The 15,713-nt window shown below is 39.2% G+C and carries 14 protein-coding genes; all 14 read left to right on the top strand.

Annotated features, from left to right (window positions below; genetic code table 11):
- Window positions 1-63: 63 nt before the first annotated feature.
- On the top strand, window positions 64-1,170 hold the full coding sequence (tssA, locus tag KQP93_RS18245) for a type VI secretion system protein TssA (protein WP_217877250.1): 1,107 nt from the start codon (window positions 64-66) through the stop codon (window positions 1,168-1,170).
- A 12-nt stretch (window positions 1,171-1,182) separates the two neighbouring features.
- Entirely contained in the window at window positions 1,183-1,686 is a 504-nt protein-coding gene (gene tssB, locus KQP93_RS18240; RefSeq protein WP_217877249.1) for a type VI secretion system contractile sheath small subunit, read from the top strand.
- Window positions 1,683-3,176, top strand: coding sequence for a type VI secretion system contractile sheath large subunit (gene tssC, locus KQP93_RS18235; protein ID WP_217877248.1), 1,494 nt, complete (start codon window positions 1,683-1,685; stop codon window positions 3,174-3,176). The genes tssB and tssC (KQP93_RS18235) overlap by 4 nt, the downstream gene beginning before the upstream one ends.
- Window positions 3,177-3,203: 27 nt before the next feature.
- On the top strand, window positions 3,204-4,730 hold the full coding sequence (gene tssC / locus KQP93_RS18230) for a type VI secretion system contractile sheath large subunit (protein ID WP_217877247.1): 1,527 nt from the start codon (window positions 3,204-3,206) through the stop codon (window positions 4,728-4,730).
- 2 nt (window positions 4,731-4,732) lie between these two features.
- Window positions 4,733-5,500: a type VI secretion system accessory protein TagJ gene (locus KQP93_RS18225; RefSeq protein ID WP_217877246.1), complete on the top strand. Its 768-nt coding sequence runs from the start codon at window positions 4,733-4,735 to the stop codon at window positions 5,498-5,500.
- A gap of 13 nt (window positions 5,501-5,513) precedes the next feature.
- A complete protein-coding gene (gene tssE / locus KQP93_RS18220) occupies window positions 5,514-5,999 on the top strand; it encodes a type VI secretion system baseplate subunit TssE (RefSeq protein ID WP_105181921.1) in 486 nt (161 codons plus the stop codon).
- Window positions 5,996-7,822 (top strand): type VI secretion system baseplate subunit TssF, encoded by a 1,827-nt coding sequence (gene tssF / locus KQP93_RS18215; protein WP_217877245.1) that lies wholly within the window; start codon window positions 5,996-5,998, stop codon window positions 7,820-7,822. The genes tssE and tssF overlap by 4 nt, the downstream gene beginning before the upstream one ends.
- Window positions 7,819-8,799 (top strand): type VI secretion system baseplate subunit TssG, encoded by a 981-nt coding sequence (tssG, locus tag KQP93_RS18210; RefSeq protein ID WP_217877244.1) that lies wholly within the window; start codon window positions 7,819-7,821, stop codon window positions 8,797-8,799. Before tssF ends, tssG begins: the two co-directional genes overlap by 4 nt.
- A gap of 19 nt (window positions 8,800-8,818) precedes the next feature.
- Window positions 8,819-11,422, top strand: coding sequence for a type VI secretion system ATPase TssH (gene tssH, locus KQP93_RS18205; RefSeq protein WP_217877243.1), 2,604 nt, complete (start codon window positions 8,819-8,821; stop codon window positions 11,420-11,422).
- A gap of 224 nt (window positions 11,423-11,646) precedes the next feature.
- Window positions 11,647-12,126 carry an Hcp family type VI secretion system effector gene (locus KQP93_RS18200; protein WP_105181734.1) on the top strand — a complete coding sequence of 160 codons (480 nt, stop codon included), beginning with the start codon at window positions 11,647-11,649 and terminating at the stop codon, window positions 12,124-12,126.
- Window positions 12,127-12,197: 71 nt separating this feature from the next.
- Window positions 12,198-14,051: a type VI secretion system Vgr family protein gene (locus KQP93_RS18195; protein WP_217877242.1), complete on the top strand. Its 1,854-nt coding sequence runs from the start codon at window positions 12,198-12,200 to the stop codon at window positions 14,049-14,051.
- A gap of 1 nt (window position 14,052) precedes the next feature.
- Window positions 14,053-14,409, top strand: a complete 357-nt coding sequence (locus tag KQP93_RS18190) for a hypothetical protein (protein ID WP_105181736.1) — start codon at window positions 14,053-14,055, stop codon at window positions 14,407-14,409.
- 20 nt (window positions 14,410-14,429) lie between these two features.
- Entirely contained in the window at window positions 14,430-14,720 is a 291-nt protein-coding gene (locus KQP93_RS18185; protein WP_217877241.1) for a PAAR domain-containing protein, read from the top strand.
- Between the two features lies 1 nt (window position 14,721).
- The gene (locus KQP93_RS18180; protein WP_217877240.1) at window positions 14,722-15,711 is read left to right on the top strand and encodes a hypothetical protein; all 990 of its coding nucleotides are present in this window, start codon (window positions 14,722-14,724) and stop codon (window positions 15,709-15,711) included.
- Window positions 15,712-15,713: the final 2 nt, after the last annotated feature.

Here is a 15,713-nt window from a genome sequence, read left to right as displayed (position 1 = left end):
AAGGGATGTATTATTTTACGTCGTCTCTATTTTAGGTGTAAAAGGAATTTTTAAGGCAATGGAATGTTTATATTTGATGAATATATAGCTCCTATTAGTGAAGGTGCATTCGCGGGCATTGAGCCCAGATCTGATGTGTCTCCTACCTCAACGTATTATTCCTTAAAAGATATGCGCAATCAGTTACGTGCAGCTGAACGACTTGCACTCGTCGATGACGAAGGCATCGCTTCTCTTGCGCGTGATTGGCAGCCCTTGTTGGATCAATGTAGTGCCGCATTAAAATCAGAAAGTAAAGACATTGAATATTTAGCTTGGTTTATAGAGGCGTTATGCCGTGTACATGGCTTTAAGGGCTTGGCATTTGGCTTTCGCGTTGCACATGAACTAATAAGTCATCACTTTGAGGCGCTCTACCCATCACTTGATGAAGGTGATGAGATATCTGACAAAGTCTCTGCCCTTGTTGGATTAAATGGTGTAGCGGGGGATGGGGCTTTGATCATCCCTATCAAAAGTATTGCATTAACCGATAGCCAAAACTACGAACCATTTACTTATTGGGAATATCAGCAAGCTTACGATATATCTCGACTCAATGAAGAGAAAAGAGAGAAGAAAATAGCGCAAGGGGCTATTGATTTTGAGTTGATAGAGAAAAGTGCCCAAGAAACGCCAGCAGAGTTTTTCCTCGATATAAAAAATGGCATTGAAGAGGCGCTTGCAGAATTTAGTGCTTTGAGTAGTTCACTTGATAATGCTACAGAGCAATCGCAGCCTACTTCAAATATTAAGCAAGCACTCGAGGAATGCTTAAATGCAGTTTTACATTTAGGTGAAGACAAACTTAAGTCCCTTGAAGCGAAGTCGATACAAGAACTGCATGAAATTGAGCAGGTTGAAGGCGAAATATCTGTAGGTGAGAATCCCTCTCGAAATGATAGTCAAATCAATAGCCGAGAAAATGCGATAAACAAGTTGCAAGAAATTGCACAGTTTTTTAGAAAGACAGAGCCACATTCACCTATGTCTTATACCATTGAGCAAGTTATTCGATGGAGCGAATTATCGCTACCAGAATTATTAAATGAATTAATAACCGATAGTGATGCTAGGACCGGATACTTTAAGCTGTCTGGCATCAAAGTTAGCGAAACAGAAACCGAGTAAAAGGAGTTTTGAATGAGTATCCATGACAAATTAAAACGTGTACGTAAACCGAGAGTACATATTACCTATGACGTTGAAACTGAAGGTGCAATTGTAAAAAAAGAGCTGCCTTTTGTGGTTGGGGTAATGGGCGATTTTTCAGGTCATAATCAAGAAGTATTAAAACCTTTAAAAGACCGTCGTTTTATTCAAATCGATAGAGAAAACTTTAATGATGTTTTAAAGAAAATGAGCCCTTCTCTAAAGTTAGATGTTGATAATACTTTAACAGATGACGGCACACAATTTAGTGTTGACCTCAACTTTAAAAGTATCGATGACTTTGAGCCTGCAGCTGTCGTAAATCAAGTTGAACCATTACGTAACCTAATGGAAACACGTAATAAACTTCGAGACCTAATGACTAAGATTGACCGCTCAGAAGAGCTAGAAAATGTCTTAGAAGAAGTGTTAAGCAACACGGCGAGTCTTGATTCAATTGCCAAAGAGCTAAAGTTAGAGGAGTCTGAAAAATGAGCACCGAAACACTAGCACAAGAATTAGACACAGCAACAACGACAGAGTCAACGTCGTTATTAACTCAAGCGATTGGCGCAACTAAACAAACAGACGCAAGCCGAGCAGAAGAGCTGTTACGCACTTTAACTGAAGAAGCTTTAAAGGGCACTGTTCAGTGGAATAAAAACATGACAGTGACTTTCAATGAAGCGATTCAGTTGATCGACCAAAAAATATCGAAACAACTCAGCGTCATTATGCACCATGAAGACTTTCAAAAATTAGAAGGTTCATGGCGTGGTTTGAATCACTTGGTAATGAATTCAGATACTGGTTCAACTTTAAAAATTCGTGTGCTTAATATGAAGAAGAAAGAGCTTCATAAAGATTTAAGTAAAGCGGTTGAGTTTGATCAAAGCCAAACATTTAAAAAAATCTACGAGTCAGAGTTTGGTACACCAGGTGGTGAACCTTACGGTACTATTGTTGGTGATTTTGAGTTTACTAATCACCCTGAAGACGTTGAAACTCTTGGTTTAATGTCAAACGTTGCTGCTGCTGGTTTCTGTCCGTTCATTTCGGCATCATCACCTTCACTCTTTGGTTTTGATAGTTGGGAAGAACTCACTAAACCAAGAGATCTTGAAAAAGTATTTGAATCTCTTGAATACACTAAATGGCGCTCATTTAGAGACAGCGATGATTCTCGCTTTGTTTCCCTCACAATGCCAAGATTTTTATCTCGTTTACCTTACGGTGTAGCATCTAAACCTGTTGAAGAATTCAACTATGAAGAATTTGAAGTTGATGAACTTGCCGGTCGCTCTGTAAGTACTGATAACGGTGATTATTGCTGGAGTAATGCTGCCTATGCGATGGCGACGAATATGACAAAAGCATTCTCTCAATATGGTTTTTGTACTGCTATTCGTGGCGCAGAGGGCGGCGGTAAAGTAGAAGGTTTACCTACCCATATATTCACGAGTGATGATGGTGATCCTGATCTTAAATGCCCAACAGAGATTGGTATTACTGATCGACGTGAAGCAGAGTTAAGTAAGCTTGGTTTCTTACCACTGTGTCATTATAAAAATACAGATTACGCTGTGTTCTTTGGTGGACAATCTTGTCAAAAACCGCAAGTTTACTCAACGCCTGATGCAACTGCGAATGCTGCTATTTCAGCTCGCTTGCCTTACCTCATGGCTACTTCTCGCTTTGCTCATTATTTAAAAGTAATGGCACGCGATAAAATCGGTAGCTTCATGGAAGCAGAAGACGTTGAATCTTGGTTAAATCGTTGGATTCTATCTTACGTAAATGCAACAGAGGGTGGTGGTCAAGATATCAGAGCACGTTATCCTTTAGCAGATGCAAAAGTTTCAGTTAAAGAAATTCCTGGTCAACCTGGTGCCTATAATGCTGTTGCGTGGTTAAGACCATGGTTACAAATGGAAGAGTTAACGTCATCACTTAGATTGGTTGCCAAAATCCCTGAGATTGGTTAACCCTTTCTGCATTAAGGATGATGCAAAATGAATTGTGAAGAGTTTTCATTCATAGGAGCTGACGCTGTATTTTCTCATAATACAGCGTCAAATATCTTCGAAAATAGCGCTTTATTGGAACGCTTTCTAAATGAAAAAGAGACATTTAAAGCTCTGTTATTATGGCTTGAAGGCTCTTCTGATTCACCATTGCAGTGGGATAAAGAGTCAATCATTTCATATTTGCAACTGACCATTGTTAAAATAGACTCGCTTATATCTGAGCAATTAGATCAGATTTTACATCACTCAACATTTCAACAATTAGAAGCCAGCTGGCGCAATTTATGGTGGTTAACTTTACAAACAGAACTTAGCGATAAAGAAAAAAAAGTAAAGTTACGCCTGTTAGATTGTGATTGGAATACATTATCGAGAGATGTTAATAAGGCAATCGATTTTGATCAAAGTAGCTTCTTTCAATTAATTTATCAAAATGAGTTCGACCGCCCTGGCGGAGAGCCCTTTGGTGTATTGATTGGTGATTACGAAATTACCAACGGGAATGCACCGGGTACAATTTACAACGATATAGACACCTTAAAAGAAATTTCGAAAGTAGCCGCAGCCTCCTTTTCGCCATTTATTACTGCTGTGTCAGCAAGCTTATTTGGTACAAACAGCTTTACTGATCTAGGTTACCAATTCGATTTATATAATCAATTTGAACAGGTCGAATATACAAAGTGGCGTAGCTTTAGAGCCATGGAAGATGCGCGTTTTGTTGGTCTTGTATTGCCGCATGTTTTAGTCAGAGCTCCCTATAAAAACGACGGTACCCGTCACTTAGACTTTTTATATACAGAAAAAATAACAACACCAGAAACAGACATGTTATGGGGAAACGCCGCGTACCAATTTGTGTCGACTTTAGTGCGTGCTTATGCTGAAAGTGGTTGGTTTGGTCAAATAAGAGGCATTGAACCAGGTAAAATATCTAAAGGTATCGTTACCGGGTTGACGAAAAATTACTTTTCAACTGATGTATACAGAAAAGAAGCCAAGCCACCAATAGATTTGATTGTGACCAGTAAATTAGAAAAGCAATTTTCTGAACTTGGGTTTATACCAGCATCATCCGTGACTAATACTGAGCATCTGGTTTTTTATAGTAATGCTTCGGCTCAGCAAGCCAAGCACTACGATAATGAAGCATCGACAGTAAATGCCCGCTTATCGTCTATGCTGCAATATATTTTATGTGTGTCACGTTTTGCTCACTATTTAAAACTCCTAGCACGTGATCGGGTTGGTTCTTACAGTACAGCTCAAGCTTGTGAACAAGGCTTGCAAGCATGGGTTAATAACTACACAACAGCATCGGATTCTGCCTCAGAGCAAATAAGAAGTAAGTATCCTTTGGCAAATGCGAAAGTGAAAGTGACTGAAAATAAATCGAAGCCAGGCCACTACTTTTCTGTCTTACAACTACAACCTCATTTTCAGCTTGATCAAATGGTATCAAGTATCAAATTAGTGACTGAACTAAGTCCTCATCATCAAATAAAGGAATAAAAATGAAAAAGATCCATGAGTGTATTCGCAATGGAAAATTAGCTGATGCATTAGAGTACTGCGCACAAAAACTAAAAGATGATCCTCTTAATTTTGATATTCGCAGCGCTTATACGGAATTGTTGTGTGTTAATGGTGAACTTGAAAAAGCGGATAAACAATTAGATTTTATGGTGACTAAATCACCAGAACTTGCGGTAGGTGCTGTTAATTTAAGACACTTAATCAGGGCCGAGCAAGCACGACAAGATTTTTATGAAGGTAAAGCGGCTCCTAAGCTATTTCATGAAGCAGATGAACTCGATGAGATATTTCTACAGATGCATATTGCTTTACGTGAAGAAGATTTAAAAGAGACAACTGAAAAAGCAGCCAAAGTTGAGTCTTTCAGAACCAATTCAGCAAATGAGCAACTTACTGCAATCAGAGATATCGATGATTCACTAAACCCATTTTTGGAAATTTTGGGGACCAACGGTGAGTTTTATTTAGCGCGCTTTGATGAAATTGAAAAATTTGAAGTTCAACCAATAGAGTCAATCGTTGAGCAAATTTGGCTTCGTGTTGAGGTCACTATCAAAGATGGACCTGTCGGTACAGCTCATATCCCAGTTGTTTATCCACACTCAAAGAGTGAAATAGAAAAACTAGGCCAAGTGACTGAATGGCAAGAATTAAGTGAAGAAATGTACTTAGGACGCGGAATGAAAATGCTGTTTATAAATGATGAAGCAGTCTTATTGTCTGAACTTGGCTCTTTCACCAATTGAGTGTGAAATTTTCATGATTGCAAGCAAACAGCCGCTCAAAGCATCGATTTTAGATCGTTTGATAGATGATGAGCCAGAAGTACAGGATTCGCCACAGCGAACGGATGGTATCAGCTTATCACTTTTAAAAAGTTACGTAAGACGAGATATCGAGGCGTTGCTAAATGCTCGGATCCAGTGGCATACATGGCCAAGTCAATACAGTGAGCTTGCAACATCCTGTTTATCATATGGATTGCCTGATTTTTCGAGCATGGTTGTAAGTTCGCATGAAGGGCGAGCAGCATTGTGTGAAAAAGTTAGAGATGCGATTTTACGATTTGAGCCTAGGTTTATTGAAGTTGAAGTATTAGTTGATGAAGAACTACCCCTTAACCGAGTATTAAACCTAAGAATTAATGCCTTGTTGTATGCCGATCCAGAGCCAGAATACATTAGTTTTAACTCTGAAGTTGAGCCAGTTAGTTTAGGTATGAAAATCTATGAGTCTTCACTATGAATGATGAATTATTAAAATATTACAATCGTGAATTAGCGTATGTGCGCCACCTTGGGAAAGACTTTGCAGAAAAATACCCAAAAGTAGCAGGCAGGTTAAAACTTACAGACGAAGTAATAGAAGATCCCCATGTTTCAAGGTTAGTCGAATCATTTGCATTTTTAACTGCCAACATTAGGCAAAAACTTGATGATAGCTTTCCTGAGTTAACGGATGCCCTTTTAGGTCAACTCTATCCAGACTACCAAGCGCCTATCCCTTCATTATCAATTGTAAAGCTAGAATCAGAAAACCTATCAACGACAGGGGTCATTATTCCTCGCGGGAGTGAGCTTGAAACCAATGTAGAAGGAATGAAACAGTGTAAATTTCAAAGCTGTTTTGATACCAATTTGTGGCCCGTAGAGATAACAGCTGCCCAGTTTGATAACAGTCCTTTTATTGCGCCTAAACCAAAGTTTAATGAACCTGCTAAAGCGATATTTAAGTTACAACTGACAGGTGAGTATGATGGCGTTTCATTGCATGAAACAGAGCTAAATGATCTAAAAGTTTATATTCATGGACAATGGCATTATGCGCTCAAAGTATATGAACTCTTGTTTAAACATTGCATCGGAATAGCAGTAGACAATGGTGATGAGGGAGTGCATTACCTCTCGAAAACTCATTTAAAATCAGTTGGATTTGAGGAGCATGAAGCTGTTGTTCCTTACTCAATGCGCTCATCATCAGCATATAGGCTATTAGTCGAAAACTTTATTTTCCCTGAAAAGTTTAAGTTCTTTGAGTTACAAAATATCCGCTCGGTACTTCCTCGCAATGCTAGTGCAACAACACTTTATTTTTATTTAGATGTTGAGTCTAGCGAGTTGGAGAAGCAAGTAGATAAAGACATGTTCTTGCTGGGTTGCACGCCAATCATAAATTTATATGAACAAGAACTTGAACCGATCCGCCCAGAGCTAAGCGAATATGAGTATAAACTCGCACCACGTTATATCGACTCTGAAATATCTGAAGTTATTAGCCTTGAAGAGGTGGTTGCATTTGACCATAAGGGGAATAAACAGATAGTGACGCCTTTTTATGCGCAAACACACCCTAAATATCAAGAGCATAAAGATCTCTATTGGCATACTCGACGAGAAACTGCACTTTGGGCTGGTGGCTATGCTGAGGCGGGAACCGAAACCTATTTATCATTAGTAAATGGTGGCTTCGAAAATAGTGCGCAAACTCTCAGTGAGGGAAATACGGTGGTAACAGCGCGGGCTCAATGCAGTAATCGTAATCTACCAGCTAGTTTACCATTTGGTGATGATGAACTTGGTTTTACATTGCCAAAGCGTGGCGATGTAATAAAAAAAATTAGGTGTTTAGTTGCACCAACTCATGCGGTAAGACCTGTGCTTGGCAGTAATACTCGCTGGCAATTGATCAATCACCTGACTCTTGATTCATTTAGTGGTGAGCAAAGTGCAGAGAAATTAAAAGAAACATTGAGGCTATATGATTTTAAAGCAACACCCCAATCAAAAGGGATGATTGATAACATCTATAGCGTCAAAATTGAACCTGCAACTGCACGTGTCGTGCAAAACGGTCGAGTTGCTTTTGCAGCAGGAACTGACATTGAAATTACGTTTGCAAATGATGATTACGCTGGTAGTGGGGTGTTCTTTTTTGCTTCAGTTCTTGATTGTTTTTTCTCGCAATTTGCATCAATTAATAGCTTTACACGCTTAAGTCTCAAGTTAAAAGAACAAGATCGAGTTTATCATCAGTGGCCAGCTAGAGTAGGTTCCGGAGTGCTACTATGATTGCACAATTGCTCGAGAATGCGACAGAAATAGATTTTTACAAAGCCGTGTTTGTGATCGAGTCTCAGTTGTCGAGTGCGGCCCAGCAATACCGAAAAGTTGGTTATGATTGTCAGCCAAAACTAGAGCTGATCAAGTTTAGTTCAACACAAAAATTTGGCTTTGCGGGTAATGCGATAACTAAATTAAAACCTGCTAAAAACGTTGCAGGGATCACTCAGTTTGATATGGAAATATCATTTATGGGGATGACCGGTTGCTCTGGTGCTTTGCCACATTTTTATAGTGAACTGGTGATGCAGCGATTGCGTTATAAAGACAGTACAATGAGAGATTTCTACGATATGTTTAATCATCGTTTGATTTCGTTGTACTACCGAGCTTGGAAAAAGTATAAACCCGCACTTAATTTTGCTAATAGCCATCAAGATAACCACACAAAAATTTTGGCACTTTTGAGTGGGGGCAATGCCCCTCATCAGCTTTATTTCAGTGGTCTTTTCAGTCGAAAAACACGAAATATTGCTGATCTGCGAAATATTTTAACTTTCTATTTAGACTGTGATGTCAGCATAAACCAATTTGTAGGCCAATGGCAGCCGTTAAAGCAATCTGAGCAAACGCGCATTAATAGTGGGGGCTTTGCAGGTCAACATGCAAGGCTTGGTATTGATGCGATTGCAGGCAAGCAAGTTTGGGATATATCAACAAAGATCGAAGTTATTATCGAGCCCAAAAATGAGCACCAAACAGCCCGTCTGCTACCACAGCAAGAACTCTGGAATTTAGCCCATCAAATTGTGGGTGATTTTGTTGGTAATCAAATTCAGCATGCACTGATAGTAAAAGCAAACTTTTATAAGCTTGGTGCAAAGCAACTATTAAAAGAACGATGTCAATTAGGCTGTAATAGTTTTCTGTTACCCGAAAACGCTGCTCAAAATGGCAAAGTCTCTGAACTTTCGTTCAAAGGATAAATAAATACAAGGAAATATTATGTCTACAATGACGCTAAATACACTCGTAGAAAAACTAAGCCCAGAGTGCAAAAAGAGTCTTGAACAGGCTGTTGCAATTTGTAATAGCCGAAGTCACTTCACTGTTGAATTAGAGCATTGGTTACTAGCGATGCTTGAGCAACAACTTGATGATTTTCGAATTATTTTGAGCGCTTACGATATTGATAGAGACTCGTTAAAAAATGATTTGAATAAGTCTTTAGAAATGCACAAAACGGGTTGTAACTCATCACCGAGTTTATCGATGCATGTGACCAGTTTGCTCAAGCAAACGTGGCTTAGTACGAGCATTGATTTTACAGATACACAAATTCGTAGTGCTTACTTAATTTACACGCTGGTAAAAGATGACACTTTAGCAAGTTTAGTGAGTCGTTGTAGTAAAGAGTTTAATAAGATAGAAGCAGGGCAATTATTGCATGCTTGGCCTGAAATGGTCGCAAAGTCACAAGAACAAAGCCCTGTGGCAAATAGTCAGGCTGAAAAATCGGTATCTACAAGTTCTAAAACGCCGAGTTTAGATCAATTTACAGTTGATCTAACAGCTCAGGCAAAAGCAGGAAAAATAGATCCAATTTTGGGGCGTGATTTTGAAATTAGACAAATGGTCGATATTCTTACTCGACGTAGACAAAATAACCCCATTCTAACTGGTGAAGCTGGGGTAGGTAAGACCGCAGTTGTTGAAGGGTTAGCGCTAAGAATTGCTCAAGGCAGTGTTCCAGATGTTTTAAAAAATGTAAAAATTCACACCCTAGATCTCGCTTTATTACAGGCCGGCGCGGGTATGAAAGGTGAATTCGAAAATAGGCTAAAGTCTTTAATATCGGAAATTAAAAACACCCCAAATCCTGTTATTTTATTTATCGATGAAGCGCACACAATGATCGGTAGTGGTGGCCAAGCTGGTCAAAATGATGCTGCAAATCTTTTAAAACCGGCGCTAGCTCGCGGCGAACTCAGAACAATTGCAGCCACAACATGGGCTGAATATAAAAAGTTCTTTGAAAAAGACGCAGCATTGGCTCGCCGATTCCAAGTCGTTAAAGTGGAAGAGCCTACACCAGAAAAAGCAATTGCGATGTTACGTGGTTTAGTGCCTGTTATGGAAAAACACCATAATGTGTTCATTTCCGAGCAAGCGCTAGAAAGCGCAGTGCATTTATCACACCGCTACATTACAGGCAGACAACTTCCTGATAAAGCTGTTGGTTTACTTGATACAGCCTGCGCTCGGGTTGCAATGAGCCAAGCATCAACACCTAATTCAATCGAAACGCTTGAAAATGAACGCTCAGAAATAGAGTCGCAAATTAATATGTTAACTCGTGAACAACGCACAGGATTAAATCACAGTGAGGTGCTTGAGAGTTTAACAAATAAGTGTCAGCAAATTACTGAGCAGCTTGCACCATTGAAGTCGCAATTCGAAAATGAAATGTCACTTATTAAAGATGTAAAGGAAGTCATCACTGGCTTGAATGATGAAACAGAACAGCCAAGTGCAGAAATTGAAAAGCTTCAACAATGCAAAGAAAGCTTAGCCAAATATGATTCGAACATGGTGCATTGGCAGGTTGATGATGAGTTAATTGCGCAAGTTATTTCTGACTGGACTGGTATCCCTGTTGGCAAGATGCATGAAGATGATGTGAAGAGTGTTCTTAATTTAGCAAGCACAATGAAAGAGCGTGTTGTTGGCCAAGATCATGCGTTGGAGTTAATTGCAAAAGTTGTACAGACATCTAAAGCGCAATTAGCTGACGAAAGCCGCCCGAATGGAATTTTTATGCTAGCGGGTCCAAGTGGTGTTGGTAAAACAGAGACGGCACTTGCATTAGCGAATGAAGTGTATGGCAGTGAAGAAAACATCACAATCATCAACATGTCAGAATACAAAGAAGAGCATAAAGTATCGTTACTACTTGGATCACCTCCTGGTTATGTAGGCTACGGCGAGGGTGGCGTATTAACAGAGGCGATCAGACGTAAGCCATACAGTGTTATTTTGCTAGATGAAATTGAAAAAGCGCACCCAGGTGTACATGACATCTTTTACCAAGTGTTTGACAAAGGCACAATTAAAGATGGAGAAGGTAGAGATATCGACTTCAAAAACACGATTATCATTATGACCTCGAATGTGGGTACTGAAACAACAATGAGCTTATTTGAAGACGAAGAAACAGCGCCAAGCGTTCAGGGTCTGCAAAAGGCTATTCAAAGTGATTTACTTGAAGTATTTAAAGCTGCATTCCTCGGCCGCATCAATGTCATACCATATTTGCCACTAAATAAAGAAACTCTTGCAGAAATTACAAAACTGCAATTAAGTAAAATAAAAAATAGAGTTAACAAAAATTACAAATCTTATTTTTTATATTCAGATCTTGTTGTAGATTATATAGTTAACAATTGTAATGACTCTGGTTCGGGTGCAAGAAATATTCACGCATTATTGCAAAATAATGTCTTGCCATTATTATCTGAATCTTTACTTGATAGTCTTATTAGTGGTAGTAAAATCAATAGTATATCATTAGATTTAAATGATGATTTATTTGTTGTTAATATAAATTAATATATTTAAATTAGTTTCTTGTTTCTTTTTTGGAGTCGGATTATAATTTGTCCGTCTTCATTAGTTGATGGAACATTGAGACATTGTCTTCGTCTAGGGAAAGGATATTGAAGACCTTTTCGTTGCGCAGTTAGAGATAATGATTTCAAAGGAATTTTGGGAAACCAAAAGTAAATGATCCAATGTAATGGATATTATTTATAAATTAAAAGGAGCATTATCAAATGCAATCAAATACATATTTAAAATACGGTTCAATTAAAGGCGAAACTACTGCTGAGTCTTTTAAAGATTTAATCACAGTTTTATCATTAGATTGGAACGTTAGTCGTGAAATTTCAGCACACACTGGTACAGCAATGGACCGTGAATCTAGCTCAACTCGCTTAGGTGATGTAACTATCACTAAACTTCAAGATAAAGCGTCTCCAGACCTTTTCAAAGAAGCGACAATTGGTAAAGGCCTACCGGCTGTTTTCCACATCACTAAGCAAGGTGATAAAGTTGAAGAAATCATGAAAATCGAACTTACAGATGCAATGATTTCTAGCTACTCGGTATCTGTTCAAAATGACCGTCCAGTTGAAACAATCACTATCAGCTACACAGAAATGATGATGACTGTTACTCCTACTGACGACAAAAATAACATCACTGCACCACTTGTTTATGGTTACAGCGGTGTTAAAGGTCAGCAAATGTAATTTTTTGCAGTACCTAATAGCTCTGAGTTTTGCTCAGAGCTTTTTTGATCTTTAGGAATAGGAAGCATGGAATGCAAAAAGCAACACAAGATAACAATGTAATTCAGATTAACACCCCAGCAGGTAAAGATACGCTTTACTTAACTCGGCTGGTGGTGCAAGAGTCTATGTCTGATTTGTTTGTGATGTCAGTGAATATGTTCACTATAGGCACACAAATAGCGCATGAAGATCTGGTGGGAAAACCTGTTTCTATTAAAGTAAAGAATGCCGATAGCGCTGGTGAGCGTTATTTTCATGGCATAGTTAGCCAATTAGTCTCTAATGGTAGCCGCACTGCTGATATTGATGAGCAAAAAAATTATATAGATTACCACGCCACTATTGTTCCTTTCGCAGCATCAATGCGAAACCGCAAAAACAGTCGGATCTTCCAAAAGAAAACAATAAAAGATATTTTTGCCGATTTGTTTGGTCAACACAGTGTCGCTTTTAAAGATAATACAACTAAAACGTATCCCAAGTACGAGTATTGTGTTCAGTACCAAGAGTCAGATTTTGACTTTATTCAACGCTTATTTCAGCAAGAAGGTATTTTTTATTTTTTCGAGCATAGTAACAGTGCCCATACGCTTGTACTCGCTGATGATATAACAGCTTACGAAGAGTGCGCAGAAGCAAAAGTTGAGTTTACTTCTGGTCACCTCAGTGAGTCCCACATTAATAAATGGCAAGGTGGTTTAAGCATAGCGCCTGGCAGCTACAAGCGTATTGGCTATGATTTTAAACAACCACCAAGATACCCAGATGGCGATCACAAAAAAGCAAATTTACCGACCCAGTCAGTTGCTGAAATTTTTGAATATACCGCTGAAGCCGAAACCCATCCAAGAGCTGCAGGTTTGGCAGCCGTTCAACTTGAATCATTACAGCGTAATATGAAGTTAAGTAGCGGTAGAAGTGATTGCCGTTCATTCTCGGTGGGTAAATTATTTAGCTTTAAAAAACATGAAGACCCGCGCCTAGAAGGTAAAACATTTGCTATCACATCTTTACTAACGTCTATTACGGTGCCAAATCAATCGGGTGCTCAGCAATCTGGCGCGCAAGAAGTATTTACCAATCACTTTGAATGTGTACCAAAAGATGTGCCATATCGTGCAGCGCACAGCATGCGCAAGCCTGTTATTCATGGTGTGCAAACAGCCATAGTGACGGGCGACAGCGCAGATGAAATTATGGTTGATCAATACGGACGTGTGAAAGTGCAGTTCGATTGGGACCGAGAAGGTAAAAAAGACTCGCAAAGTTCATGCTGGATCAGGGTTGCACAAAACTGGGCCGGTAAAAAGTGGGGCGCATTTTTCTTTCCTCGTGTAGGGCAAGAAGTGTTAGTCGACTTTATTAATGGTGACCCTGATCAGCCAATTATTAGTGGTGCAGTATACAACGCTGACTTAATGCCTCCTTATGCATTACCTGCAGATAAAACACAAAGCGGTATCAAGACACGCTCAACAAAAGAGGGTGGTGCAGATAATTTTAATGAACTGCGTTTTGAAGATAAAAAAGGCAATGAACTTGTTTACATGCAAGCAGAAAAAGATAAGCAGCTGTATGTAAAAAATGATCAAAAAGAAAAAATTGATAATGATCGTTTTCTTGAAGTGGGCAACAACGATGATGCCAAAGTAAAAGTGAATCGCACCGTCGATATTGGTGAAAATGACACGCTGAAAGTGGGTAAATCACTCAATATCGAAGCGGGGAAAGAAATCGTTATTAAGACCGGATCGGCAAAAATTACTATGAGTAGTAGCGGGAATATTTCTATCGAAGGCACAAATATCAATATTAAAGGCAGTAACGTAAAGGTTGATGGGAGTGCAATTACCCTTTCTGCTGGCATGATCAAGTTGAACTAGCATGGAATTACATAATACGTTTCAACCAGGTGTCGTGCATGGCGCAGCAAGTAATGGCTTTACCGTTTATTGCCGTTATGGGCTTCCTCATTTGGTGTGTCTTTGTGTAAATCGCCCTGATGATCCGTTTTTGAACTTGCCAATAGATTATTTTAAGAGCCTTGATGGTTATTTTGCTGAGCAATTTTTTATAAACCTTCACCCTGTACTCAATAGTAGCAATGTGTTGTCGCATATTTATCAATACGCTACACAAACAAGTTCAATAATAAATGATCTTTCGTACGACGAAATAGCGCAGGAGTTAGCAAAACTCGTGTGCACAAATAAGTTACAAGTTATTCCTTTAAACGAATAGCCTAAAACAAGGAAGGCATTATGGGAAAACCCGCTTCAACGTTAGGGCATATGCATGTTTGTCCAAAAGTCACGGCACAGGTACCTCACGTAGGTGGACCCATTGTGGCTGGTTCTGCCAATGTATTAATAGGCAATATGCCTGCCGCAAGAAAAGGCGACATGCTTGTATGTGTTGGCCCACCAGATAGCATTAATAGCGGTTCTGGCACAGTTAAAATAAATGGGAAACCTGCGGCTAGAATGGGAGACAGTACTTCTCATGGCGGTAAAATAGTTTTAGGTAACCCAACAGTTTTAATTGGTGGATAAGGTGTTATCACTCATTTTAAATGAGCATAAAGCAGCTCTTTCAAATTTAAATGTGATGCAGCAAAGTGCTTTTTATAGCATTGGGTTTATTGACCAAGTTCGTCAGCAGTTAGCTTTAAAAGTACAAGCATATCAGGGTGCTAGCAATGTACAGTTTGAAATGGTGCAACGCATTATTGAAGAAATTGAGACGTTAAAACAGCAAGAAACGTCATTAGATGACATTGCAGAAGCGTGCTTGGTTGTGCTGCTATTAATGTCGAACTCTCAAAAGCAGAGGTTTTTGGGGTTATTAAACCGACATGAGTTTACGCTTTTAAAACATAAGCTTTTGGAGAAAAGCTTAACAATAAGTGGGCCAGCCAATAGCGACTTTTTGAATTGGGCAAATGTGTACGGTAATTCAGATACACAGGCGATTATTTATAAAGCAATAAAACGTGCTGTAAAACAGCTCCCAGACATGCCTGAAATGCAAGAAACAGTAAACGCATTTGAAAAGGCTGCGATGATTAATTCACCGTTAATGTCTGTGTACCTATTATTGCTAGACCCACAGAGAATGAATTTTGTTTGCAACTATGTGAGCCAACAGTTTACTCGAGAGCAAGCTATTGTGGTGCTATTGCAAACTGGGGCAACAAAATATGTCCCCATGGCTGTTGCGCTGTTGACTGAAGTGAGGTCGGCCAAGAATCTTGTTGCTGGTATTAAACGCTGCTTAGGTAGTCAGCTCGATGAATTAGTTGCATTTGATACTCAAATTCAGGCTGGCGATTGTAAGCAAGCCGCTGTTGATTTTCAGCGCCAATTTGCATTGAGTTGGCCAGAGCAAAAGATCAACTTTAATGATCAAACCCTGGTTTATAGCTTTGCGATGAATAGGCCTGTCAGTGTAGCAAGCCTGCAAGGTGTTGATTTTTTTAGTTGGCAGGTGATTACAATTTTAAATGCGCTTAAATATGACTGTCGAAATAGTCAAGCGAGTTAGCA

The organism is Pseudoalteromonas shioyasakiensis (assembly GCF_019134595.1).
GTDB lineage: Bacteria > Pseudomonadota > Gammaproteobacteria > Enterobacterales > Alteromonadaceae > Pseudoalteromonas > Pseudoalteromonas shioyasakiensis_A.
The sequence above is the reverse complement of the archived record's forward strand: the minus strand, read 5'-3'. Positions and strand labels throughout refer to the sequence as shown.